The sequence below is a fragment of the Pseudonocardia sp. D17 genome (assembly GCF_036984265.1).
Lineage (GTDB): Bacteria > Actinomycetota > Actinomycetes > Mycobacteriales > Pseudonocardiaceae > Pseudonocardia > Pseudonocardia benzenivorans.
Genome location: NZ_BPRG01000040.1, coordinates 1 through 22,593, shown reverse-complemented (window position 1 = coordinate 22,593; position 22,593 = coordinate 1). Strand labels below are relative to the sequence as shown.

Genomic DNA, 22,593 nt, shown 5'->3' with positions numbered 1-22,593 from the left:
GCGAGCACGATGACCCGCCGGGAGGCGGCGATGGGGGCTCTCGCGCGCGGGGACGACGGGGACTGGCCGGACCTGGTCGCCGACCTGCTCCGTGCGCCGACCACCCGGCTGCCGACCGAGCGGATCGGATGGCTGCTCGTCGAGATGCTCGCCGCCGCGGGCTGCTCGTACTGGGGGCACGACCTCGACGGCGAGAGCGTCGACGAGGGCCGGCCGCCGGAGTACTTCGCGCCCTACCGCGCCGAGATGCTGCACCACGCGACGAACGTGGCGCCGACGCGGCATCCCCTCCTGCGGTACTGCGCCGCGACGGGGGACATCCGCGCGATGCAGGTCTGCGAGTCCCCGCCGCCGTCGCCGACGAGGCCGTCATGGCGGAGTTCCGCGAGCGTGGACGTGCCTGGGGCGGGGTCCGGGCGCAGATGACGTTGCCGCTGACCATGGGCCCCGGCGGCGGGCGGACGTTCGCGGCGCAGCGTGCAGCGGCTGCTCGCCGGGGTGGACCGTGCGGCGCGCCGAGACGATCGGGCTGCCGCGGGCGCCCCTGGCCCGCGGAGTACGTAGTTCCCGTCATGGGCGCGGGCGGCCGCCGGTGGTCGAAACCCCGGTCCATCCCCACGGATCGGAGAGCGACGACGCTTGCCACCACGGACGTCATGACCCGCCTGGCGACGACGTCGACCCGACGTGGCACGGCGCCGCCGTCAGCGGATCACTGCGTCCGACGGGTGTTCTGGAACGCGGCGATGCGCCAGACGTCGTCGTCGTGGACGAACACGAACGACACGGTCGACGCGCGATCGGTCGCCCCGCTCTGCTGCCCGTCCAGGGTCACACCCCCCGCTTCGACGACGACGTGCGCGACGTCGGGCCGCAGCCTGCGGACGGTGAGGTCCTCGGTCCGGGGCGGGTCCATGCGGGAGCCCGCGAGCGGTCCCTTCCACAGCATGGCGTGGGCGTCGGCGATCGCGGCGCGACCGCGCAGGACGATGCCGTTGAACACGACGTAGGTCGCGTCCTCGGTGAACTCGGCACCGTAGGCGGCGGCGTCGGCGGCCCTCCAGGCGGCGGCGAGCCGGGTGAGGACGGCGACGATCTCGGCGTCGGTGCCGGACGCGTCGATCTCGACGGGAGTTCGTGGTGCTGCGGACATCGGTGATCCTTTCGGGAGCCGAAGGAGAACCACCGCGGCGCTGGGGGATGCCCCCTAGGCTTGCCGGTGCTGTTCCGGGGCCGCGGTGTACTGCGGTTCCACCCGGGTGGCGGGCGTTGCCGCGCCCGCCACCCGGTGCGTCAGGGGCGGCTCGGCATGTCGCCCACCTCCGTGGGATCGAGCGCGCCGGAGGCCAGATCGGCGACGAGACCCGTGACGAACTCGTGCTCGGCGGTGACGCGGGCCAGTGTGAACTCCGCCTCGACCAGCAGGATGCGCGGCAGGACGCCGCGCGTCGCGTCGAGGGACTGCGCCACCGTCCTGCGGCTCGCGTCGAGCGCTCCGAGGCGTTCGTGCAGCGCGTCGACGGCTTCGGGTACCGGCAGGCACCCGATGAACGACAGGGCTGCGACGAAGAGGGCGGCGTCGTTGTCCGGTACCGCGAGCAGCCGACGGATGCGCGCGGCGAGCGAGGCACGGCCGTCGTCGGTGAGGTCGTAGACCGTGCGTTCGGGGCGCCCCCCCTCGCGGACGGTCTCGACGACGCGGATGTGCCCGTCGCGCAGCAGCCGTTCGACGGCGTGGTACATGCTGCGCGGAAGCCCGGTGACGAAGTCCTTGTGGTAGTCGATCATCATCCGGTGCATCTCGTAGGTGTGCCGTGGCCCGAGGGTGAGCAGGCCGAGCACGGTGAGTGCCGGCAGATCCCGGTCCGAGCGACCCAGCTCCACGACGTCACCCCCTGATGCAGATTGCAGTATGGCAACTTGCCATAAGGGGTGGCAAGCCTGTGGGCCTGCGCCGGGACGGACGCGCCGGACCGGGACGCGGTGGCGAGGTCGCGGCCGGTGCACGACGATCGAGGGCGACCCGCACGGAGAGGTGCCCTCGGTGGACTACGCGACCATGCGCGACCTGTTCTTCGCCGCCCCCGACCGCGAGCGCCCCGCGGCCCGCGCCACAGCCGCCGCCGGCCCGGCCCGGGCACTGCGTGACGCGTTCGAACCCCTTGCGACGCAGGCGATCTGGTCGGCGGAGAGTGCGGAGGGCTATGCCGCGCACGGTCTCGACGACTTCTTCGTCGCCTACGTCCGGCAGCGCACCGCGCCGCTCGGGGAGCCCGCGCCGCTCGTCGCGGTGACCGCGATGGGCGTCTTCGCCTACGACCTGATCGCCCCGCAGTACCTGGCCGGCCTCGCGGCCATCAGCCGTGCCGACGTCGTGCGCGTGCGCACGACCGCACCAGGCGCGACCCTGCGCCGCGTCCTCGCGGACGAGGACGACCTCGACGCGCGGGCCGGCGCCGTCCTCGACGCGCTCCGCCGAGGTCTGGACGCCGCCGACGCCACCTCGCGGCCACTGTTCGCCGGCCTGCGCGCCGAGCCCTGGCCCGACGACGTCCTCGCGAAGCTGGTGCACGCCTGCAACCAGCTGCGCGAGCACCGTGGCGACTCCCATCTCGCGGTCTGCGCCGTCGCAGGGCTCGATCCCGTCGAGATGAACGTCCTCACCGAGCTGTACTGCGGCTACCCGCTGCTGGAGTACACCGCGACCCGCGGCTGGAGCGCCGAGAAGATGGACGCGGCCGTCGGCAGGCTGCGCGCCCGCGGCCTCGTCGACGACGCCGGCGGTCTCACCGTCGCGGGGTCGGACTACCGGCACGGTCTCGAGGAGCAGACCGACGCGATGCAGCAGTCGGTCGTCGACGCGATCGGCGACGACCTGCCGATGGTCACCGCGGAACTCCACCGCTGGTCGGACGCGCTCGTCGCGGGCGGCGCCGCGCCCGTCGACCCCGCCAAGCGACTCGCCGGGTAGCCCCCGAACCGTTCAGGCGAGGGAGACCGCGACCTGCTCGAGGCGGTCCATGGCCTCCTGCATGCCGTCCTCCATCCCCGAGCCGATGTGCGCGTCGCGGTGCTCGGGCACGGTGTGCTCGACGAGCATCGTCAGCGTCGTCCGGCCGTCGGCCTCGGTGAACGTGACGGTGTCGAGTGCCTCGCCGTCGGGCATCCCCTCGAACACCTCGGTCATGACGAGCTTCTCGTTCGTCTCGATCTCGCGGTACTCGCCGTGGAACCCGACCTCGAAGCCGCCGTCGGCGATCATCACGTAGCGCCACGTCCCGCCGACCCGCAGGTCGACCTCGGCGAGGGTCACCTCGCCGCGCTCGCCGCACCACCACCGCTTGATCAGCTCCGGCGTGGTGTAGGCCTTCCACACGAGGTGCCGCGGCGCGGCGAACTCACGGGTGATCACGATGTTCCGGTCGCCCTGCAGGGTCACGGTCGCGCTGTGCCGGCTCGTCGCCGTCGCGTTGTTCGTCATCTTTCTCCGCCTCCATCAGTTCCTCGAGTACGACGTCCATCCGGTCGAACCGCTCCGACCAGAGCTGCTCGAAGCCGCGCACCCAGTCGTGGATCGGCTTGAGCGGCACGGCGTCGAGCCGGTAGAGCCGGCGTCGCCCGTCGTCACGAACCTCGACGAGGCCGACCTCCCGCAGCACCCGCAGGTGCTTGGACACCAACGGCTGTGCCACGCCCAGCCGCTCGACGATGTCGGTCACCGCGAGCTCGCCGCGCACGAGGAGGTCGAGAATCTCCCGCCGCCTCGGCTCGGCCACCGCGTTGAACGCGTCGCTGGTGGTCGCTGCCCGTGCCATGACCCGATCGTATACCCATATCGGAATACGTCAAGGAGAATCGGGCATCTCGGGAGACAGCGGGCCGAGCAGGAGGCCGCGGGGCCAGACATCGACGCAGTCGCGGATCGTCGACATGAGCGTGGACAGCCCGGCCGCCGTGCCGCGGGACGGGTCGTCGGGGTCGTCGTGCCGGGTGTTCGCGAGGACGGCGCACCAGAAGCCGTCGTCGGTCCGGGTCAGCAGGCTGCTCGTGCCCGGGAGGCTCCCGTTGTGCGACCAGTTGCCCTCCTCGACGGCCCACCCGGCCGCGTAGCCGTGCGACCCCGCGAGGCCCGAGGGCATCGTCATCCACGTGATCGACTCCTGGTCGAGCACCTGCGGGTACATCGACCGGCTGTCGACGCGGACCCCGAACCGCACCAGGTCGACGACGTTTCCGCGCCAGCCCCCGTGCGCGTCCATCCGGCTCACCTGCATGCCGTACGGATCGTCGCCGTCCTGGTCGAAGTAGACGACCTCGTCGCGGGCCCGCTGCCCGAGGGTGTTCCCCGCGATCCGCAGGCCGGTCACGCCGCACTCCGCGAGCAGGCCGTCGCGGACGTGCTGCTGGTACGACGTGCCGGTCACCCGCTCGATCACCCGGCCCAGTACGCAGTAACCGAAGTTCGAGTAGGCGTACGCCGCGCCGGGGGCGTGGTCGAGCCGCCGGTTCTCCAGCACCCAGGCGACGAGCTTCGTCGCGTCCAGGTCCGGCTGCCGGAACATCGGGTCCTGGTCGTCGTTGGCCCAGCCTCCGGCGAGATGGCGCAGCAGGTGCGCGACGGTGATGTCGCGGACCCGCGCGTCGGAGGCGGACGTGGCGAGATCGGCGAGCACCCCGCCGGTCGCGAACGGCTTGTCCTGCAACGTCAACTCGCCCCGGTCGACCAGCCTCATCACCGCCGTCGCCGTGATCGGCTTGGACACGCTCGCGATCCGGAACGACGTGGACCCCGTGACCGGGGCGCCCGTGCTGACGTCGGCGTCGCCGTGACCGTGGGTGTGGCAGAGCAGGCCGTGCCGCGCGACGGCCAGCGACACGGCCGGCACGTCGTAGTCCCTGGCGAACTCCGCGACCAGGCCCGGGACGACGGTGCCGGGGTCGCGCCGCACCAGGACGGGGCTGAACCGCGGGCTCGCCGCGGCGTCCCGGTAGGCCGCGTAGCCGCCGAACGTCGAGAGGCGCAGCGCCTGGTCGGCGTCGGCGGCGAGCTCGGCGCCGAACCCGCCCGTGTCGAGCGAGCGCCGCGCGACGAACGTGCGGTCCGCGTCGCGCTCCCACCGCGTCAGGAACCGGCGGGTCGAGCCGTCGGCGTGGTTGTACGCGGTGGCCTGGACCGGTGCCCAGCCCTCGGCCGTCAACCGCTCGAACGTTGCCTGGGACGCGCTGCCGCCCTCCGGACCGGTCACCTGCCACTCGTGCCCGTCGGGAGCGTCCATCCAGATCGAGGACACGTAGGACGTCCAGGTGTCGGACTCGGCGTCGTAGCGCGTGTAGGCGGCGAGGTCGACGATCCGCCCGCCGCCCGCCCGCACCGTCGCGACGTGCGCGGCGAGGTCGGCCACCGGCACGCCGCGCTTCCAGTGGTGGCCGCGGTGAGCCGCCTTCTCCCAGATCGCCGCGACCCACAGCTCGGTGCCGACGTTGTAGGGCCGCACGACGACGGGTCTGAAGCCTGCGGCCAGGTCGGTCTCGTACACACGCGGGTAGTCGGCCCAGGGGATCGTCCAGCGCGTCGACCGCGGCCGCGGCGAGGTCAGCCGTTCCCAGCGGGCCGCGTAGCGGGTGGCGCTGCCCGCCGCCGCGACGGCCAGGTCGACGAGCATCCAGTTCGAGCCGCGCATCCGGTCGAAGGCGGCGTTCCACTCGGACTCGGAGAGGTCGTACTGGACGAGGCCCTTCCCGCCGACCATCGCGACGGCGGGCGTGCTGGCGGGCGGGTAGCCGAACTCGGGCATCCGGGCTCCTGTCCTCACGGCGCGGACGGACCAGCATGCTCACCCGCACGGCGCCGGGCAACGGTGCCGGGACGACACTCCGCGGGACAGGCGGTACCGGCCGGCGACCCTCAGACGGGCGCGGGCACGGCGCCGACCTGGACGAGGACGCCCAGCATGTCGGCCGCCGACCATCGTTCGACGCAGCGCCCGTCGCGGAATCGCAGGACCGTGATCCCGGGCAGGGCGATCTCGACGCCGGTCGGGGACACTCCGAGGAGCGGCCCGTCGTGCGGGCCGGTGCGGGTGAACCGGCAGACGAGCCACGTCGGTCGACCGCCGGCGACGACGGATCCTGCCCGTCCGGCGAGGTGTCGCACCCGGCCGCGCACTGTTTGAATGGCCCGGACGACGACGTCTCTTGGCAGGGAGGCCAACGAGTGACCCAGTCCGTCGAGCTGTCAGCCAGCCCCGCCGCCACTGCGACAGACCAGTGGCTCACCGCGTTCCAGAAGGCCCTCACCGCGCGCGACGTCGACGCCGCCGCCGCACTCTTCGCCGACGAGAGCTTCTGGCGCGACATCGTCTCCTTCACGTGGAACATCACCACCGTGGAAGGACCCGCCGGCGTCGCGGACATGTTGCGCGCCACGCTCGACGACGTCGAGCCCGCCGGCTTCCGCGCCACCGAGGAGCCCGCCGAGGCCGACGGCGTGATCACCGCGTGGATCGCGTTCGAGACGAAGGTCGGCAGGGGCAGCGGCCTGTTGCGGCTCATCGAGGGCAAGGCGTTCACGCTGCTCACGACGCTCGACGAGCTCAAGGGTCACGAGGAGCCCGCCGGCGTGCGGCGGTCGAACGGCGTGCAGCACGGCGCCTTCCGCGACCGCGTCACCTGGGCCGAGAGCCGGGAGCAGGAGGCCACCGAGCTGGGCTACACGGTGCAGCCCGAGGTCGTGATCGTCGGCGGCGGGCAGGGCGGTATCGCGCTCGGCGCGCGGCTGCGCCAGCTCGGCGTCCCGACGATCATCATCGAGCGCAACGAGCGGCCCGGCGACTCCTGGCGCAAGCGCTACAAGTCCCTCGCCCTGCACGACCCGGTCTGGTACGACCACCTGCCCTACATCCCGTTCCCCGACAACTGGCCGGTGTTCTCGCCGAAGGACAAGATCGGCGACTGGCTGGAGATGTACACGCGGGTCATGGAGCTCAACTACTGGGGTTCCACCACCGCGAAGAGCGCCACCTACGACGAGGCCACGAAGACCTGGACCGTCGTCGTCGACCGGGCGGGCGAGGAGGTCACGCTCCAGCCGAAGCAGCTCGTGCTGGCCCTCGGTGCGTCCGGCCTGCCGGTCGTCCCGGACATCCCGGGCGCCGACCGGTTCCGCGGCGAGCAGCACCACTCCTCGGCGCACCCCGGCCCCGACCGGTACAAGGGCAAGCGGGCGGTCGTCATCGGGTCGAACAACTCGGCCCACGACATCGCCGCGGCGCTGTGGGAGGCCGGGGCCGACGTGACGATGGTGCAGCGCAGCTCGACCCACATCGTGCGGTCGGACTCGCTGATGGACCTGGGCGTCGGCGACCTCTACTCCGAGCGTGCCCTCGCCGCGGGCGTCACGACGTTCAAGGCCGACACGATCTTCGCCTCGCTGCCGTTCCGCATCCTGCACACGTTCCAGATCCCCGTGTACGCCGCGATCAAGGAGCGCGACCAGGAGTTCTACGACCGGCTCGAGCAGGCCGGCTTCGACCTCGACTGGGGCGACGACGACTCCGGCCTGTTCCTCAAGTACCTGCGCCGCGGATCGGGCTACTACATCGACGTCGGCGCCTGCGAGCTCGTCGCCAACGGCGACATCAAGCTCGCCAAGGGGCAGGTCACCGAGCTGACCGAGGACGAGGTCGTGCTCGCCGACGGCACCCGGCTGCCCGCCGACCTCGTCGTCTACGCGACGGGCTACGGCTCGATGAACCAGCTCGCCGCCGGCATCATCGGGCAGGAGACGGCCGACAAGGTCGGCAAGGTGTGGGGGCTCGGGTCGGGGACGACCAAGGACCCCGGCCCCTGGGAGGGCGAGCTGCGCAACATGTGGAAGCCGACGGCCCAGGAGGGGCTGTGGTTCCACGGCGGCAACCTCGCGTTGTCCCGCTACTACTCCCTCTACCTGGCGCTGCAGCTCAAGGCGCGCAAGGAGGGCATCCCGACGCCCGTTTACGGCCAGGCCGAGGTGCACCACACCGAGTGAGCCGCTCATGAGGTGGGGGTAGGCCCGCGTATGGATCGACCGGCCTTCGTGCTGCACGAGCACCGACGGCCGCAGCACCACTTCGACCTCCGGCTGGAGGAGAACGGGGTGCTGCGGTCGTGGGCCGTCCCGCGTGGGATGCCCGTCGGCCCGTCGGACAACCGACTCGCGGTACCCGTCCCCGACCACGCGATGGACCACCTCGACTACTCCGACGCCGACAAGGACGTCGCCGACACCGGCTGGTGGGAGGAGCACGACCGCAACGAGCGGCGCATCGTCTTCACCCTGCACGGCCGCGGCGAACCGCGCCGCTACGTGCTCGTCCACACCGGCCGCGACTGGCTCCTGCGCCTGACGAAGGAGCAGCCCGGCGCTACTTCTTGAGCCGGCGGCTCCCGCCGTGCCAGTCCTCGGTCTTGCCGGTCTCGGCCTCGGTGATCCCGAACGACCGCAGCTGCGGACGCTCGCGGAGGCTGCGCTTGAGCTCGGCGAAGCCGGGGAAGCGCGCCAGCCCGACGACGTGGTCCCACAGCACCGCGGCGCCCTCCTCGTCGGGCAGCCGGCTGATCACCGGTCCGAAGAAGGCGACCCCCTCCGGCGGTTCGAAGTGCAGGATCGGCGTGCCGACGTCCTTGCCCGTCAACGACAGTGCCTCGTCGGTCTCGGCCTGCAGCTCCATGTCCCAGGAGGTGTCGTCGAGCGCCTCCGCCAGTGTCGTCGGCAGCCCGGCCTCGGCGAGCGCGGCCGACGCCACCTCGGGGGTGCCCTGCCAGCCCGGCTCCCGGCCCGCGTCGGGCGCGGTGTCGAAGATGCGCGCACCGTAGGCGGCATAGAGCCGGCCGACGGCGTCGCGTCCGTGCGCGGCCCGGGCCGCGGCGGCGACCCGCAGCAGCCGCAGACCTGCGGTGTGCTGGGCGTCGTACCCCTCGGGGAAGTGCTTGTCGTAGTCGATGTGCGAGTTGACCAGGCGCAGCGCGATGAACCGCCAGTCGACGGTGTAGTCGCGCTGTGCCTGCACGATGCGAACCCATTTGCTCGTCATCCACGCAAAGGGGCAGATCGGGTCGAAGTAGAAGTTGATGTCGGCCTTGCCGGCAGCGTCCACACCCACGCTGTCGAGCCTAGATCCGTTCGGCCGCGCGCGTCCGCCCGGAGGCGACGACCGGCCGCAACCTGGCTGTCGTGTCGGGCCGGTCGGGCAGCGGTGAGGTTGCGCTCGGTCCGACGGGCGCAACCTGGTGGTCGTGCCGGGGCCGCTCGGGTAGCGGCCGGGTCGTGAGCGTGTTTCCTGGCCCGGCGCCCGGTTCCGTCCGTGGCGCCCGCCCCTTTCTTGCCGCGACGCACTGGGGCCACGGGCGGGGGCTGGAGTAGAACTGGCCCTGTCGACGCCGACTTCGATGACTGGGGGACACCACATGCCGCGCCTGGACGTCACGATCCCGACCGCCGACGGCGAGGCCGCCGCGACCCTGCACCTGCCCGAGGGCGACGGGCCCTGGCCGGGGGTGGTCATGTTCCCCGACGCGGGCGGCGCGCGGCCGACGTTCTCCGGGATGGGCGACCGGCTGGCGTCGCTGGGCTACGCGACGCTGGTACCGGACGTCTACTACCGCAACGCCGGGTACGCGCCCTTCGACCTCGCGACGGTCTTCGGCGACGCCGAGGAGCGTGCGCGCCTGTTCGAGCTCATGGGCACCCTGGACAACGAGCGGATCGTCGCCGACGCGAGCGCCTACCTCGACTTCCTGCTGGCCCGGCCCGAGGTGACGGGCGACGGTGCGGGCACCACCGGCTACTGCATGGGCGGCCGGATCTCGATGCTCGTCGCGGGCAGCCTGCCCGAGAAGGTCGCGGCCGCGGCGTCGTTCCACGGCGGCAGGCTCGCGCCGGCCGACGACCCGACGAGCCCGCACCTGCTCGCGGGCAACGTCCGCGCGAAGGTCTACGTCGCCGGTGCGCAGGACGACGCGTCGTTCCCGCAGGAGCAGTTCGACCGGCTCGACGCCGCTCTCACCGAGGCGGGCGTCGAGCACACGATCGAGACCTACCCGGCCGGGCACGGGTTCGCGGTGCCGGACAACGCGACCTACGACAAGGACGCCGAGGAGCGGCACTGGGCCGCCCTCGACGCCCTCTACAGCTCCGCACTCAGCCGCTGACCCGCTGACCGTCGCCGCGGACCGACGGTCAGCCGCCGGTCCGCGGCGACGGGGGCGGGCCCACCATCTCGACGCCGTACTCCGCCATCGCCGCGACGAGCGCCTCGACGTCCGGTGGGCCCTGCGGCGGGGGTGGGAGCGTGAGCGCGCCGGCGGGCTCGCCCGTCGCGAAGAAGAACCTGTCCATGCCGCCGTCGGTGGAGAACGCGAGGAACTTCGCGGTCTCCGACTCGACGCAGAACGTGTGCGGCACGTCGCGCGGCGCCCAGGCGAAGTCGCCGGGCCGCGCGACGATCACGTCGTCGCCGACGTAGAGGGTGAGCTCGCCGTCGAGGACGTAGAACGCCTCGTCCTCGCGGGTGTGCTTGTGGACGGGCGGCGCGTAGCCGCGCGCGCCGTAGGCCTCCTGCGCCCAGAGCCGGCCCCCGGTGTTCGCGCTCGTGGCCTTGAAGGTGAGCAGCGCGCCCAGGTGCCACAGCGCGGGCCCCTCGCCCTCGGCGAGGTGGTAGGGACGGGTGGTGGTCGGCGAGCTCATCGCGGTCTCCTCGGGTCGCTCCTGCTGACGTGGGAGAAGCCTGTCCCGCCCGCGGCCCCGGGCCATCGGGACGGACACGTACTTTGCGTCCGTACGGGTACGTATCCCCGCGGCCAGGGCCGTTCTACGCTCCGTGTCATGGCGGCCGTGCGGTGTCCCACGATCGTGGGCCGCCGGGCGGAGCTGACCGCGCTGCGCTCGTCGCTCGCGGCCGCGCGGCTGGCACGCGGGTCGACGGTCGTGCTGAGCGGCAGGCCCGGGATCGGCAAGTCCCGGTTGGCGCGCGAGGCCGCGGCGGCTGCCCGCGCGTGGCAGGTGCCGGTGCTCGTCGGCCGCGCGGTCGAGGCGGGCGCGGGCACCGCGTTCCGGCCGCTGGCCGAGGCCCTGCTCGGCGGGCTGCGCCGTCGTCCGGAGCCGGACGACCCCGCGCTGGCCCCGTTCCGTCCCGCACTCGGCAGGTTGGTCCCGCAGTGGCGGGAGGCCGAGCGCGCCGACGACTCGCTCGTCGTCCTGGGGGAGGCGGTGCTGCGGCTGCTCGCGGCGCTCGCCGCCGACACCGGGCTGTTGCTCGTCATCGAGGACCTGCACTGGTCGGACGCGGAGACCCTCGCGGTGCTCGAGTACGTCGCCGACAACCTGGCGGGGGAGCGCGTGCTGCTCGTCGTGACGACCCGCGACGACCCCGGCCCGGCGTCCGCGCTGGTCAGGTCGCTCGCAGCACGAGGCGCGGCCACCGTGCACCGGCTGGGCCCGCTCGACGCCGACGAGGTCGCGGAGATGGCCCGGGCCTGCCGGGCCGACGTCGGCGCCGATCTCGCCGCCGTCCTCGACGGTCGCGCCGGGGGCGTCCCGCTGTTCGTCGAGGAGCTGCTCGCCGCGGAGGACCCCGGCTCGCACGTCCCCGACGGCCTCGCCGACCTGCTCGCGGGCCGCGTCGCGACGCTCCCCGCGCCGGCCCGCCGGTGCCTCGACGCGGCCGCGGTGCTGGGCGAGCGGTTCGACTGGCGGCTGCTGCCGGCGGTCACCGCCCTCCCGGACGCCGACGTCGCGGACGCCCTGCGCGCCGCGGTGGGGGCCGGGATCGTCGAGACCACCCGCGACGACGGGTTCCGGTTCCACCATGCCCTCGGCCGCGACGCCGTGCTCGCCGCGATGCTGCCGCCCGACCGGGCCGAGCTGGCACGGCGGGCGTTGACGGCGGTCGAGGCCGCGCACCCGGGGCTGGAAGGGACGTGGTGCGACGTCGCGGCCGACCTGGCGTTGCGCGGTGGCGACACGGCCCGGGCCGCGGCCGTGCTGGTCGAGGCGGGGCGCCGCAACCTTGCCCGCGGCGCGCTGGGGTCGGCCGAGTCGGTGCTCGGACGCGCGCGCGAGCTCGCCGGGGAGGACAGCACCGAGATCGACGAGCTGTTGTCCCGCACGCTCGTGCTCGCCGGCAAGACCGCGGCGGCGGTCGTCGTGACGACCCGGATGATCGACCGCCTGCGCGCCGACGGGGCCGCCGCGGCGCGGGTCGCGACGGCGGAGCTGCGGCTGGCCGAGGCCCACACGACGGCGGGCGACTGGGCCGCCGCCGAGCAGCACCTCGACCGGGCCCGGCGGCTCACGTCCGACCCGGAGCTGCGGTTGCAGATCGCGGCGACCGGCGCCCGGGTCGCGCTCGACGACTCGCGGTTCGACGACGCCCGACGGCTCGCCCACGAGGCCCTCGACGGTGCGGACGCGGCCCCGGACGTGCGGTGCGCGGCGCTGACGGTGCTGGGCCGGATCGCCCGTCGGGACGACCCGGCCGCGGCCGAGGAGCTGTTCACCCGGGCCCGGCGCACGGCCGAGGCGGCGGGGCTACCGGTGGCAGCTGCGCGCGCGGCCGAGGAGCTCGCGATCGGGGACGTCCAGGAGAGCCTGCGCGTCGACCGGCTCTCCGAGGCACGGGCGCGCGCCGCCGCGCTGGGCGACGTCGGCGTCGTCGCGGTGCTCGACCTGCAGGCGGCGGCGATCCACAACTCGCGGTGGGAGGCCGAGGCCGCCGTCGCGGCGGCGGAGCGCTGCATCGCGGCGTCGCGCCGGTTCCGGCTGGCGACCCTGCCGAAGGGGCTCGTGCTCGGCGCGGTCGCCCACGACTACCTCGCCGACCGCGCGACGTCCGACGCCTGGCTCGACGAGGCGCTCGCACTCGCGCCCGACGACACCCACCTGCGCGGCGAGGTGTCGGGCGCCCGCGCCTACCGCGCCATCGCGGCCGCCGACGACACCCGGGCCCTCGCGCTGCTCGACGAGGCGATGGCCTCGTTCGCGGCCCGGCCGAACGAGGTCACCGGGTCGCCGGTCGTCGGCTGCTGGCTGCTGGTGCGCACCGCGCTCGACCCGGCCCGACCCCCGGGGCCGCCCGACCCGATCACGAACCGCTGGAACCGGGGGCTGGCGCGGTTCGCCGACGCCGTCGTCCTGGGCCGGGCGGGGAACGCGCGCGCCGCCGTCGCGGCCTTCGACGACGCGGACGCGATCCTGCGCGAACCGGTGCCCGTGGGCTGGTTCCGCCTGCAGGCCAGACGGATCGTCGCCGGTGCGGCACTGGCCGACGGCTGGGGCGACCCGGCGGTGTGGGCCGCTCAGGACCTGCCGGTGCTGGAGGCCCGTGGGCTGGACCGGTCGGCGGCGGCCCTGCGCGGCATCATGCGCCGCGCCGGGGTGGCGGTACCGCGGCGCGGCCGCGGCGACGCCGAGGTGCCGCAGCCGCTGCGCGCGCTGGGCGTCACGAGCCGCGAGACCGACGTCCTGCTGCTCGTCGCCGAGGGCTGCGGCAACCGTGAGATCGCGGAACGGCTCTTCCTGTCGCCGAGGACCGTGGAGAAGCACGTGGAACGGCTGCTCGCCAAGACCGGGTCGCAGCGGCGGGCCGAGCTCGTCGCCGCCGCGACCCGGCTGCTGGGACCCTGACCCGGGTCAGCCCGCGAGCTGCGGGTAGAGCGCGGCCACACCACCGGCCAGGCCGGCGCGCACCCGGTTGCTGAGCTCGTCGGCGAGCACCTCGTACTCGCCGGCGGCCACGGCGTCCAGCGCCTGCTTGGCCACGATCACCGGGTCGCTCTTGGGGCCGTCGACGTGGGCGGCCATGTCGGTGTCCATGTAGCCGACGTGCAGCGCCGTCGTCACGATGCCCTTGGGGGCCAGCTCGAGGCGCACCGCGTCGGTCAGTGCCCAGGCCGCGGCCTTGGCCGCGGTGTAGGCGGCGGACGGGACCGGGTGGACCCACGACAGCACCGACAGGACATCGAGGATGCCGCCGCCGCCGTTCGCCTCGATGACCGGGGCGAAGGCGCGGACCATGCCGAGCGTGCCGAAGTAGTGGGTCTCCATCTCCAGCCGGATGTCGGCGAGGTCGCCGTCGAGCAGGCCCGCGCCCGTCGAGCTGCCTGCGTTGTTGACCAGCAGGGTGACGTCACCCGCCGCGGCGACGGCGGCCGCGACGGCGTCCGGGTCGGTGATGTCGAGCGCCAGCGGGACGGCGCCCGGCAGGTCGACCGCCCCGGGGTTGCGGGCGGCCGCGTACACCTTCGCGCCGCGTTCCAGCAGGTCGGCGGCGAGGTGTCGGCCCAGGCCCCGGTTGGCCCCCGTGACCAGCGCGACCGCGTTCCGGATCTCCATCGGTGTCTCCCGGCAGTTGAGTAGGTAATTCCAAGCTAGCAGTCTGAATAGCAAATGCCAACTCAGGTGCGTAGACTCGTGGCATGGCCGTGACGCAGCAGACGTGCTCGATCGCGCGCTCGCTCGAGGTCCTGGGGGAGCGCTGGACGTTCCTGATCCTGCGGGAGGCGCTCTCGGGGACCACCCGGTTCGCCGACTTCCGCGCGGTGCTCGGGATCGCGCCGGACGTGCTCAGCAACCGGCTCGCCACGCTCGTCGACGCGGGTGTGCTGGAGAAGCAGCCCTACCGCGAGCCCGGGGCACGCGTCCGCGACAGCTACCACCTCACGCCGGCGGGCGCGGAGCTGCAGGTGGTGCTCGGTGCGCTGCAGCAGTGGGGCGACGAGCACCGCCCCTATCCGCCCGGCCCGACCATCCTGCGCCGCACCGCCGACGGCCGGCCCGTGCACGTCGGATTCGTCGACGACGAGGGCCGCGAGGTGCCGCCCGCCGAGGTGCGGTTCGTCCGGACCGCGACGTACCCGACCGGGGACGGCCGGTAGCCCGCCGACGGCCCCCCAATAGGCTGCGCGGCACCAGCACCACAGGGGGCCGACGATGATCAGCGACGACGAACGCATCGCCCTGTTCCTCGACTACGAGAACCTCGCGATCGGCGCCCGGGAGGGACTCGGGGTCAGTCCCTTCGACTTCGGGCCGATCGCCGACGCGCTGGCCGAACGCGGCGGGGTCGTCGCCCGCCGGGCCTACGCCGACTGGTCGTACTTCGACGACGACCGGCGGTTGCTTGCCCGGGCGCAGGTCGAGCTGATCGAGATCCCGCAGCGGCTCGGAGGATCCCGCAAGAACGCCGCCGACATCAAGCTCGCCGTCGACGCCATCGAGCTGGCCTACGAGCGCGGTTTCGTCACCACGTTCGCCATCGGCACCGGCGACTCGGACTTCACCCCACTGGTGCACAAGCTGCGCGAGATGGACAAGCGGGTGATCGGGATCGGCGTCCAGTCGTCGACGTCGGCGCTGCTCCCGCCCGCCTGCGACGAGTTCCTGTTCTACGACCGCCTCCCCGGCGTCGACGCGCGCCCCCCGGTCCGCCGCCCCCGTCGACCGGCCGACCGGCACGAGCCCGCCCCGACGACGCCCGCGCCCGACCCGGTCGTCGTCGTGACCGAGCCGGACCCGCCGGACCCGGCCCCCGACGAGCCCGTGGGCAGCACCGCCGACGGCGACGTCGGCAGGCTGGTCGCGAGCACGCTCGCCGGTCTGCAGCGCCACACCGACGGCCCGGTGCTCGCCTCGCGCCTCAAGCGCGCGATCCTGCGCAAGGACCCGACGTTCGACGAGGGCGACCACGGGTTCCGGGGCTTCGGCGAGCTGCTGCGCCACCTGCAGGGCGAGCGGGTGGTCGAGCTGCGCGAGGGCAGCGCGCAGGGCGACCCCGAGGTGACCTTCCCGGAGGACGGCTCCGCCGACGACGATGCGTTCGCCCTGCTCGTCGACGTCGTGCGCGAGCTCGCAGGCCCGGGCGGGGTGCAGCTGAGCGGGCTGAAGGATCAGATGCGCAAGCGGGTGCCGGACTTCAGCGAGAAGCGCCACGGCTTCAACAGCTTCCTGTCGTTCGCCAAGGCGGCCAGGGCCCGCGGGCTCGTCGCGATGGAATGGGACGACGACCTCGCCGACCACCGGCTGCGTGTCGCATGACCGCGCCGTCGCTGGAGCCGATGCCCGGGGACTGGACCCGCGGGCTGGCCGTCGTCGCCCATCCCGACGACCTGGAGTACGGCGCGTCGTCGGCGATCGCCCGGTGGACCGACGAGGGCCGCGACGTCGCCTACCTGCTCGCCTGCCGTGGCGAGGCGGGGATCGACACCCTGCCGCCGGCCGAGTGCGGGCCGCTGCGCGAGGCGGAGCAGCGGGCCGCGGCGGCCGAGGTCGGCGTCTCCGTCGTGGAGTTCCTCGACGGCCACCCCGACGGCCTCATCGAGTACGGCATCCCGCTGCGCCGCGACATCGCGGCCGCGATCCGCCGGCACCGCCCGGAGCTCGTCGTCACGGGGAACTTCCACGAGACGTGGTTCGGCGGGGGCGGTCGCAACATGGCCGACCACATCGCGGTCGGCCGCGCCTGCGTCGACGCGGTGCGCGACGCCGCCAACCGCTGGCTCTTCCCGGAGCTGGGCGAGCCCTGGAGCGGGGTGCGCTGGGTGGCGGTCGCCGGGTCGCCCCTGAGCGGCCACGGCGTGGCCGTCGACGACCATCTCGACCGCGGGATCGCCTCGCTGACCGCGCACCGCGCGTACCTGGCGGCGCTCGACGGCGAGATGGCCGACCCGGGCTCGTTCCTGCGCGGGCACGCGGCCGCCGCCGCCGAGCACCTGCCCGGCGCCCGGTTCGCGACGACGTTCGAGCTCATCGCGGTGTGACCCGGACCCGGACCGTGGCCGGTGTGCCCACGGTCCGGGCGTCTCGGAGGGCGGTCAGGCCGCCAGCGTGCCGTGCGGGTCGATGACGTACTTGCGCGCCGCGCCCTTGTCGAACTCCTGGTAGCCGCGGGGCGCGCGAGCGAGATCACGGTGGCGTTCACCGCCTTCGCGATCTGCACACGGTCGTGCAGGATCGCCTTCATCAGGCCGAGGTTGTAGCGCATGACGGGGCACTGGCCGGTGGTGAACGACAGCGACTTCGCCCAGCCCGTGCGCAGCGACAGCGGGAGCGACCCGACCTCGGCCGCCTCGTCGATGCCGCCGGGATCGCCGGTCACGTAGAGACCCGGGATGCCGAGCGCACCACCGGCCGCGGTGATCTCCATGAGCGAGTTCAGCACCGTCGCCGGGGCTTCGGAGGCCGAGCCCGCGCCGTGGCCGCGATGTCGTGGACCTCGACCTTGCCCGGTCCCACGTACGCGACGGCCTGTTGCCCGACATGTGTGCTCCTTGCGTCGTCCGTTCCGTTCCGGTCCGTTCCCGGCGTACACCGCGATCACCGCGACGAAAACCGTTGGGCGCCCGCGTCCCTCGCCCGGTGGAGGCGAACACCACCCCGCCTTGCCGCGCCCGTCCGGTCGGTCGACGATGCGAGGCGTGCCGACGAACGCCATCCGCGACATCTCCCCGTCCGACCGCGTCCTCGACTACACCTCGCGGTTCCGGACGTTCCTCGACGCCGAGGTCGCGCCGCTGGAGCAGGAGCTGCACTCGGCGGACGCCGGAACGCCGTGGAACCCGAGGCGCGACGACAAGGGCCGCATGCACCCGCTGGTCTGGGAGGCCCGCCGCGAGGTGCAGCGCCGCTCGGCGAAGGCCGGGCTCTACAACCCGCACATCCCCGCCGAGCTGGGCGGGGGCGGGTTCGGCCGCGTCGAGATGCAGCACGTCGAGGAGTACGTCTACCACGCGTCCGGGCTGGGGCTCGGGCTCGCCGCGCTCGCCTGGACCGAGGGCGCGAACCCCGCCCTCACCCACGTGTCCGACGTCGCCCGCGGCCGCTACCTCGACCCGCTCATGGCGGGCGAGGTGACGACCGCGTTCGCCAACACCGAGCGCGAGGTCGGCACCGACGTCCTCGCCATGGGCACCAGGGCCCGCCGCGACGGCTCCGACTGGATCCTCGACGGCACCAAGGCCTGGATCACCAACGCCCATTTCGCGGACTTCGTGCAGGTCGTGGCGGTCACCGAGGCGGGAGCGGGCACCCGGTCGCTGTCGATGTTCCTCGTCGACGCGGACGCCCCGGGCTTCCACCGCGGCCGCGACATCCCGACGATGCTCAACGACGGCCTCACCGGCGAGCTGCACCTCGACGGCGTCCGGGTCCCCGCGGAGAACGTCGTCGGCGAGGTCGGCGACGGTTTCGCCCTCGCGATGACCTGGATCAACTGGCGACGCATGTGCCGCGGCGGCATGTGCGCGGGCTGGGGGACCTGGCTGCTGGAGCGGGCGACCGAACGGGCCCGCACGCGTGAGTCCGGCGGGCGTCCCATCGGCGAGCTGCAGGCGGTCCAGCACCTGCTCGCCGACATGGACGCCGACGTGTTCGCCGCGCGGTCGGCCTCGCTCGTCGGGCAGGTGGAGCTCGACGAGCTCGGCCCCTTCGACATCCCCGCGCACCGCGACGTCCCGCGGCTGGTCAGCCTCATCAAGGTCGTCAACGACGAGGCGTTCTTCCGCGTCGCCGACCGGGCCGTGCAGGTACACGGCGGCACCGGCCTGTTGCTCGGGTCGGCCGAGGAGAAGCTCTTCCGTGTCGCGCGCAACCTGCGGATCCCGGCCGGCACCGTGGAGATCCAACGCAACGCGATCGCCCGCGGGCTGCTGCGCCCGTGAGACCGCTCGGCTGTGTCACCGGCCGGTTCCAGCCCGTCCACGACCAGCACCTCGAGCTGTTCGAGCTGGTCGCGGCGGAGTGCGAGCATCTCGTCGTCGCGGTCACGAACCCCGACAGCGGTGCCCGCCGGGCCGAGCCGACGTCGGAGCACCGGCACCGGCCCGAGGCCAACCCCTTCAGCTACTTCGAGCGGGTCCGGCTGCTCACGGTCGCCCTCGACGCCGCCGGGCTCGGTGACCGGACGACGATCGTGCCCTTCGACCTCACCCGCCCCGAGGTGTGGACGCAGTACGTCCCGCGGCACGGCCACCAGTACGTCCGGGTCTTCTCGGAGTGGGAGCGGGACAAGGCCGGCCGGCTCGCGGCCGCGGGATACGAGGTGACGGTGCTCGACGGCGACGCTGCGACGAAGCGGCACGCCGCCGACGTCCGCGCCCTGCTGGCCTCCGGCGGGGACTGGGCCGGGCTGGTCCCGCCGGCGACGGTGCCGCTCCTGCGGGCCCTGGACCGGCTGCGGCCGGCGGGCGGGCCGCGATGAGGCCACCGGGGTACGGGGAGGGACAACCCAGGCTCGACGACGACCGCATGCCGGTCGTGCTCGTCGTCCTGGACGGGCTGGGCGATCGGCCGGTCCCCGAGCTCGGTGGCCGCACCCCGGCCGAGGCCGCGCACACCCCGGTGCTCGACGAGCTGGCCCGGCGTGGCGCGTCCGGCTGGCACCTCCCGTTCGGCTGGGGGCTCGCGCCGGCGTCGGAGCTGGCGCACTGGGCGATGTTCGGGTTCGTCGACGTGCCGTTCCCGGGGCGCGCGGTGGTCGAGGCCCTGGGTGCGGGGATCGACGTCCCCTACGGGGTGGCGGCCACCCACGCGGCGCTGCGCACGTCGCGCGCCGACCGCGGGCTCGTGTGGCTGACGGGCCGGACCGCCCGCGCGGACGGCGACGACGCCGCGGCCCTGCTCGCCGGGCTCGGGCCGGTGCTCGCCCGGCACGGCGCCACGCTGCAGCCGCTCGGCGGCCGCGGGGAGGCGTTGCTGCTGCTCGACGGGCACGTCGACGGCGCCGTCACCGACTCCGACGCGTTCTTCGAGGACCGCCATCCGTGGCTGCGCCCGCTCCCGACGCGACCGTCGGCCGGGCCCGCGGCCGAGGCGCTCACGTCGCTGCTCCTCGACGCCAGGGACGTCCTGCAGGCCCATCCGGTGAACGCGGCGCGGCGCGAGCGCGGCCTGCCCCCGCTCGACGTCCTGACGACGAAGTGGTCCGGTTCCCGTGACCCCATCCCGTCGTTCACCACGGCCGCGGGGGTCGCGGGAGGCATGGTCACCAGCACCCGGCTCTACCGCGGGCTGGCGGCGCTGCTCGGGATGACCGGCCTGCACATCCCGCCGGTGCCCGACGTCGGCGCCGACCTCGCGGCGCGGCTGCACGCGGCGGGCGACCTGGTCGCGGGCGGCGCGCGCTTCGTCCACGTGCACACCAAGGCGACCGACGAGGCAGGCCACACCAAGCAGCCGCTCGCCAAGCGCGACGTGATCGAGGCCGCGGACACGGGGCTCGCGGCGCTGCACGAGCTGGCGGACCGCGCGGTCGTCTGCGTCACCGGCGACCATGCCACCCCGTCGACGGGCGGCGTCCTGCACACCGCCGACCCGACCCCGCTGCTCGTCGCGGGCCCGACCGTGCGCCCCGACGCCGTCACCGCGTTCGGCGAGAGCCACGCCCACGCCGGCTGGTACGGCGCGGTACGGGCGGCCGAGCTGCTGCCGCTCCTGTTCGGACACGCCAATCGGCCGGTGTTCCTGGGCCATCGCGCGACGCCGGGCCCCACCGTCGCGCTGCCCGACCACCCCGAGCCGATGCCCGGGCGCGACCGCGGGGCGCCGCGGGGGTAAGCATGAGAGGTCAAGGGGCGCAGGCAAATCCGCCCGAACGTGACAACGAGGGAGGAAGCCCGTGGCCTACGACGCGGTGATCGCCGAGACGATCGGCATCCAGGGCGCGAACGGCGACGTGATCGAGGCCTACAGCGCCCGCCCGTTCGACGGCGCCGCCCGCGGCGGCGTGGTGGTCATCCACCACATGCCCGGCTACGACCGCGAGTCCAAGGAGACGGTCCGGCGCTTCGCCGTCGAGGGCTACAACGCCGTCTGCCCCAACCTGTACCACCGCGAGGCGCCCGGCGCGGCACCGGACGACGCCGCCGCCACGGCCCGCGCGAACGGCGGGGTCCCCGACGACCGGCTGGTGGGCGACGTCGCCGGCGCGGCCGGCTGGCTGCGCAGCCTGCCCAACTCGAACGGCAGGGTCGGCACGATCGGCTTCTGCTCGGGCGGGCGGCAGGCCTTCCTGACGGCGCTGGAGCTCGACATCCAGGGCGCCGTCGACTGCTACGGCGCGTTCGTCGTCGGCGAGCCGCCCGAGGGGTTCCCGCTGCGGGTCCGGCCGCTGGGCGACCGGGTCGGCGAGCTGCGGGCGCCGGTGCTCGGCATGTTCGGCAACGACGACGCGCACCCGTCGCCCGCGGAGGTCGACGAGCTGGAGAAGCTCCTGCAGGAGGCGGGCAAGGAGTACGAGTTCCACCGCTACGACGACACCGGCCACTCCTTCTTCTCGGTCGACCGGCCGGCGTACCGGCCGATGTCGGCCGTGGACGGCTGGCAGAAGATCTTCGCGTTCTTCGCCGCGAAGCTCGGCGGGGAGGCCTGAGACCCGTGTGCACCTACAGCACCGAGAAGCTCGACGTCGAACGCAGCAGCGGCAAGGGCGCCGAGGGCTGGTTCCCACTGCGGACGGCGACGGTCTACTACGACCACCCCGTCCACGCCCCTGACGACCACACCGTGAACATCGACTTCCTGAACCCGGAGCGCGGGCCGGGCGCCAGGGTGGCCGTCGAGCTGAGCCTCGACTCGGCGAAGGCGCTGATCGAGGCCCTGCAGGTGACCGTCGAACGGGCCGCGCACCACTGACGGGGTCCGGCCGGATGTTACGTGAGAGGGTCGACACGGTTTCCGATAGTGGATGGGATTCACTATCGGAGCTTAGAGTCGAGGGGTGACACTTCCCGCGTTCCTCGGGCTCCCGCCGCGCTCGGTCAAGCCGCGCTCGGTCGGGGTCACCCACGTCATCGACCAGGGGGCCGGCACGGCGGCCACGGCCGACCTGCTGGCGTCGGCGGCAGGGCACATCGACATCTGGAAGGTCGGCTGGGGCACGGCGTACGTCGACTCCGCGCTCGGCCCCAAGCTGGCGCTGCTCGACGCGCACGACGTCGCCGCCTGCCTCGGCGGAACGATGCTCGAGATCGCCTGGGCCCAGGGCGCAGCCGAGGCCTGCCTGGAGTGGGCGGGCGAGGTCGGCTTCCGCTACATCGAGGTCTCCCGCGGCACCGTCGCGATGTCGCTGCCGGAGAAGCGGGCGCTGATCCGGCGCGCGGCACGCGACTTCACCGTGCTCGCCGAGGTCGGCGCCAAGTCGCCCGGTGAGCGCAACGCGGCCCGGCACTGGCCGTCGGAGTGCCTGTCCGACCTCGACGCCGGGGCCCGGCTCGTCGTCACCGAGGGCAGGCAGAGCGGTACCGTCGGGACGTTCGACGAGTCGGGCCGCGTCCGGCCCGACGTCGTCGAGGCCGTCGTCGCCGCGACCGGGGTGGAGCGGGTGATCTTCGAGGCGCCGCGGGCCGCCCAGCAGGCGTGGTTCGTCCGGCGCTTCGGCCCGGACGTCAACCTGGGCAACGTCGCGCTCGCCGACGTGCTCTCGGTCGAGACGCTGCGGCTGGGACTGCGGTCCGACACTGCCGCCGTCACCCGTCGCGAGCACCTGGAGGCCGAGCTCGCCTGAGAGAGTGTTGTAGAACCTCGGTGGTCAGTCTTTGAGGTCTTCTGCTAGTCGGCGGGCGGCT

The 22,593-nt window shown here is 73.8% G+C and carries 24 protein-coding genes; 15 read left to right on the top strand and 9 right to left on the bottom strand.

The window, feature by feature from the left end:
- Positions 1 to 9: 9 nt before the first annotated feature.
- A complete protein-coding gene (locus PSD17_RS07415; RefSeq protein WP_339122222.1) occupies positions 10 to 426 on the top strand; it encodes a hypothetical protein in 417 nt (138 codons plus the stop codon).
- Positions 427 to 712: 286 nt separating this feature from the next.
- Here PSD17_RS07415 and PSD17_RS07410 read toward each other — a convergent pair whose 3' ends face one another.
- Both PSD17_RS07410 and PSD17_RS07405 read right to left on the bottom strand, forming a co-directional pair.
- Positions 713 to 1,153, bottom strand: a complete 441-nt coding sequence (locus PSD17_RS07410) for an SgcJ/EcaC family oxidoreductase (protein ID WP_013678296.1) — start codon at positions 1,151 to 1,153, stop codon at positions 713 to 715.
- Between the two features lie 140 nt (positions 1,154 to 1,293).
- Complete coding sequence (locus tag PSD17_RS07405; protein ID WP_013678295.1) at positions 1,294 to 1,884, bottom strand: PadR family transcriptional regulator; 591 nt, start codon at positions 1,882 to 1,884, stop codon at positions 1,294 to 1,296.
- A 160-nt stretch (positions 1,885 to 2,044) separates the two neighbouring features.
- Here PSD17_RS07405 and PSD17_RS07400 point away from each other — a divergent pair, with 160 nt between their 5' ends.
- Entirely contained in the window at positions 2,045 to 2,971 is a 927-nt protein-coding gene (locus PSD17_RS07400) for an SCO6745 family protein (RefSeq protein WP_103383923.1), read from the top strand.
- Between the two features lie 12 nt (positions 2,972 to 2,983).
- Here PSD17_RS07400 and PSD17_RS07395 read toward each other — a convergent pair whose 3' ends face one another.
- The 4 genes from PSD17_RS07395 to PSD17_RS07380 all read right to left on the bottom strand — a co-directional run bounded on the left by PSD17_RS07395 (position 2,984) and on the right by PSD17_RS07380 (position 6,154).
- Positions 2,984 to 3,481, bottom strand: coding sequence for an SRPBCC family protein (locus PSD17_RS07395; protein ID WP_013678293.1), 498 nt, complete (start codon positions 3,479 to 3,481; stop codon positions 2,984 to 2,986).
- On the bottom strand, positions 3,399 to 3,815 hold the full coding sequence (locus PSD17_RS07390; protein ID WP_013678292.1) for an ArsR/SmtB family transcription factor: 417 nt from the start codon (positions 3,813 to 3,815) through the stop codon (positions 3,399 to 3,401). The genes PSD17_RS07395 and PSD17_RS07390 overlap by 83 nt, the downstream gene beginning before the upstream one ends.
- A 30-nt stretch (positions 3,816 to 3,845) precedes the next feature.
- Complete coding sequence (locus PSD17_RS07385) at positions 3,846 to 5,795, bottom strand: serine hydrolase (protein WP_339122221.1); 1,950 nt, start codon at positions 5,793 to 5,795, stop codon at positions 3,846 to 3,848.
- 110 nt (positions 5,796 to 5,905) lie between these two features.
- Positions 5,906 to 6,154 (bottom strand): ester cyclase, encoded by a 249-nt coding sequence (locus PSD17_RS07380; RefSeq protein WP_339122220.1) that lies wholly within the window; start codon positions 6,152 to 6,154, stop codon positions 5,906 to 5,908.
- Positions 6,155 to 6,214: 60 nt separating this feature from the next.
- Between PSD17_RS07380 and PSD17_RS07375 the strand changes: the two genes are divergently transcribed.
- On the top strand, positions 6,215 to 8,026 hold the full coding sequence (locus tag PSD17_RS07375; protein WP_339122219.1) for an NAD(P)/FAD-dependent oxidoreductase: 1,812 nt from the start codon (positions 6,215 to 6,217) through the stop codon (positions 8,024 to 8,026).
- Positions 8,027 to 8,056: 30 nt separating this feature from the next.
- Positions 8,057 to 8,413: a DNA polymerase ligase N-terminal domain-containing protein gene (locus tag PSD17_RS07370; RefSeq protein ID WP_339122218.1), complete on the top strand. Its 357-nt coding sequence runs from the start codon at positions 8,057 to 8,059 to the stop codon at positions 8,411 to 8,413.
- Here PSD17_RS07370 and PSD17_RS07365 read toward each other — a convergent pair.
- Positions 8,403 to 9,140, bottom strand: coding sequence for a mycothiol-dependent nitroreductase Rv2466c family protein (locus PSD17_RS07365; protein WP_013678288.1), 738 nt, complete (start codon positions 9,138 to 9,140; stop codon positions 8,403 to 8,405). The genes PSD17_RS07370 and PSD17_RS07365 overlap by 11 nt on opposite strands.
- A 304-nt stretch (positions 9,141 to 9,444) precedes the next feature.
- On the opposite strand from PSD17_RS07365, the gene PSD17_RS07360 reads away from it, so the two are divergent.
- A complete protein-coding gene (locus PSD17_RS07360; protein WP_013678287.1) occupies positions 9,445 to 10,188 on the top strand; it encodes a dienelactone hydrolase family protein in 744 nt (247 codons plus the stop codon).
- A gap of 28 nt (positions 10,189 to 10,216) precedes the next feature.
- On the opposite strand, the gene PSD17_RS07355 is transcribed toward PSD17_RS07360, so the two are convergent.
- Positions 10,217 to 10,723, bottom strand: a complete 507-nt coding sequence (locus PSD17_RS07355) for a quercetin 2,3-dioxygenase (RefSeq protein ID WP_013678286.1) — start codon at positions 10,721 to 10,723, stop codon at positions 10,217 to 10,219.
- 138 nt (positions 10,724 to 10,861) lie between these two features.
- On the opposite strand from PSD17_RS07355, the gene PSD17_RS07350 reads away from it, so the two are divergent.
- Entirely contained in the window at positions 10,862 to 13,660 is a 2,799-nt protein-coding gene (locus tag PSD17_RS07350; RefSeq protein WP_013678285.1) for an ATP-binding protein, read from the top strand.
- A gap of 6 nt (positions 13,661 to 13,666) precedes the next feature.
- Here PSD17_RS07350 and PSD17_RS07345 read toward each other — a convergent pair whose 3' ends face one another.
- A complete protein-coding gene (locus PSD17_RS07345; protein WP_013678284.1) occupies positions 13,667 to 14,368 on the bottom strand; it encodes an SDR family oxidoreductase in 702 nt (233 codons plus the stop codon).
- Positions 14,369 to 14,451: 83 nt separating this feature from the next.
- On the opposite strand from PSD17_RS07345, the gene PSD17_RS07340 reads away from it, so the two are divergent.
- The 9 genes from PSD17_RS07340 (at position 14,452) to PSD17_RS07300 (ending at position 22,532) form a co-directional block, all read left to right on the top strand.
- Positions 14,452 to 14,910 (top strand): winged helix-turn-helix transcriptional regulator, encoded by a 459-nt coding sequence (locus tag PSD17_RS07340; RefSeq protein ID WP_013678283.1) that lies wholly within the window; start codon positions 14,452 to 14,454, stop codon positions 14,908 to 14,910.
- Between the two features lie 55 nt (positions 14,911 to 14,965).
- Positions 14,966 to 16,069, top strand: coding sequence for a PIN domain-containing protein (locus PSD17_RS07335; RefSeq protein WP_339122217.1), 1,104 nt, complete (start codon positions 14,966 to 14,968; stop codon positions 16,067 to 16,069).
- The gene (locus tag PSD17_RS07330; RefSeq protein WP_013678281.1) at positions 16,066 to 16,791 is read left to right on the top strand and encodes a PIG-L deacetylase family protein; all 726 of its coding nucleotides are present in this window, start codon (positions 16,066 to 16,068) and stop codon (positions 16,789 to 16,791) included. The genes PSD17_RS07335 and PSD17_RS07330 overlap by 4 nt, the downstream gene beginning before the upstream one ends.
- A gap of 648 nt (positions 16,792 to 17,439) precedes the next feature.
- Entirely contained in the window at positions 17,440 to 18,690 is a 1,251-nt protein-coding gene (locus PSD17_RS07325; protein WP_339122216.1) for an acyl-CoA dehydrogenase family protein, read from the top strand.
- Positions 18,687 to 19,229 carry an adenylyltransferase/cytidyltransferase family protein gene (locus tag PSD17_RS07320; protein ID WP_013678279.1) on the top strand — a complete coding sequence of 181 codons (543 nt, stop codon included), beginning with the start codon at positions 18,687 to 18,689 and terminating at the stop codon, positions 19,227 to 19,229. Before PSD17_RS07325 ends, PSD17_RS07320 begins: the two co-directional genes overlap by 4 nt.
- A gap of 47 nt (positions 19,230 to 19,276) precedes the next feature.
- Positions 19,277 to 20,584, top strand: a complete 1,308-nt coding sequence (locus PSD17_RS07315; protein WP_339122215.1) for an alkaline phosphatase family protein — start codon at positions 19,277 to 19,279, stop codon at positions 20,582 to 20,584.
- Between the two features lie 61 nt (positions 20,585 to 20,645).
- Positions 20,646 to 21,398, top strand: a complete 753-nt coding sequence (locus PSD17_RS07310) for a dienelactone hydrolase family protein (protein ID WP_103384140.1) — start codon at positions 20,646 to 20,648, stop codon at positions 21,396 to 21,398.
- Between the two features lie 5 nt (positions 21,399 to 21,403).
- Positions 21,404 to 21,661, top strand: coding sequence for a DUF6295 family protein (locus tag PSD17_RS07305; RefSeq protein WP_103384141.1), 258 nt, complete (start codon positions 21,404 to 21,406; stop codon positions 21,659 to 21,661).
- 85 nt (positions 21,662 to 21,746) lie between these two features.
- Positions 21,747 to 22,532 (top strand): phosphosulfolactate synthase, encoded by a 786-nt coding sequence (locus tag PSD17_RS07300; RefSeq protein WP_013678275.1) that lies wholly within the window; start codon positions 21,747 to 21,749, stop codon positions 22,530 to 22,532.
- Positions 22,533 to 22,593 lie beyond the last annotated feature (61 nt).

What these genes read in the sequence shown, in the direction of transcription:
- PSD17_RS07415 (WP_339122222.1), top strand. Translation starts at nt 10, where the DNA reads ATGACCCGCCGGGAGGCGGCGATGGGGGCTCTCGCGCGCGGGGACGAC.
- PSD17_RS07410 (WP_013678296.1), bottom strand. Translation starts at nt 1,153, where the DNA reads ATGTCCGCAGCACCACGAACTCCCGTCGAGATCGACGCGTCCGGCACC.
- PSD17_RS07395 (WP_013678293.1), bottom strand. Translation starts at nt 3,481, where the DNA reads ATGACGAACAACGCGACGGCGACGAGCCGGCACAGCGCGACCGTGACC.
- PSD17_RS07390 (WP_013678292.1), bottom strand. Translation starts at nt 3,815, where the DNA reads ATGGCACGGGCAGCGACCACCAGCGACGCGTTCAACGCGGTGGCCGAG.
- PSD17_RS07385 (WP_339122221.1), bottom strand. Translation starts at nt 5,795, where the DNA reads ATGCCCGAGTTCGGCTACCCGCCCGCCAGCACGCCCGCCGTCGCGATG.
- PSD17_RS07370 (WP_339122218.1), top strand. Translation starts at nt 8,057, where the DNA reads ATGGATCGACCGGCCTTCGTGCTGCACGAGCACCGACGGCCGCAGCAC.
- PSD17_RS07360 (WP_013678287.1), top strand. Translation starts at nt 9,445, where the DNA reads ATGCCGCGCCTGGACGTCACGATCCCGACCGCCGACGGCGAGGCCGCC.
- PSD17_RS07355 (WP_013678286.1), bottom strand. Translation starts at nt 10,723, where the DNA reads ATGAGCTCGCCGACCACCACCCGTCCCTACCACCTCGCCGAGGGCGAG.
- PSD17_RS07350 (WP_013678285.1), top strand. Translation starts at nt 10,862, where the DNA reads ATGGCGGCCGTGCGGTGTCCCACGATCGTGGGCCGCCGGGCGGAGCTG.
- PSD17_RS07345 (WP_013678284.1), bottom strand. Translation starts at nt 14,368, where the DNA reads ATGGAGATCCGGAACGCGGTCGCGCTGGTCACGGGGGCCAACCGGGGC.
- PSD17_RS07340 (WP_013678283.1), top strand. Translation starts at nt 14,452, where the DNA reads ATGGCCGTGACGCAGCAGACGTGCTCGATCGCGCGCTCGCTCGAGGTC.
- PSD17_RS07335 (WP_339122217.1), top strand. Translation starts at nt 14,966, where the DNA reads ATGATCAGCGACGACGAACGCATCGCCCTGTTCCTCGACTACGAGAAC.
- PSD17_RS07330 (WP_013678281.1), top strand. Translation starts at nt 16,066, where the DNA reads ATGACCGCGCCGTCGCTGGAGCCGATGCCCGGGGACTGGACCCGCGGG.
- PSD17_RS07325 (WP_339122216.1), top strand. Translation starts at nt 17,440, where the DNA reads ATGCGAGGCGTGCCGACGAACGCCATCCGCGACATCTCCCCGTCCGAC.
- PSD17_RS07315 (WP_339122215.1), top strand. Translation starts at nt 19,277, where the DNA reads ATGCCGGTCGTGCTCGTCGTCCTGGACGGGCTGGGCGATCGGCCGGTC.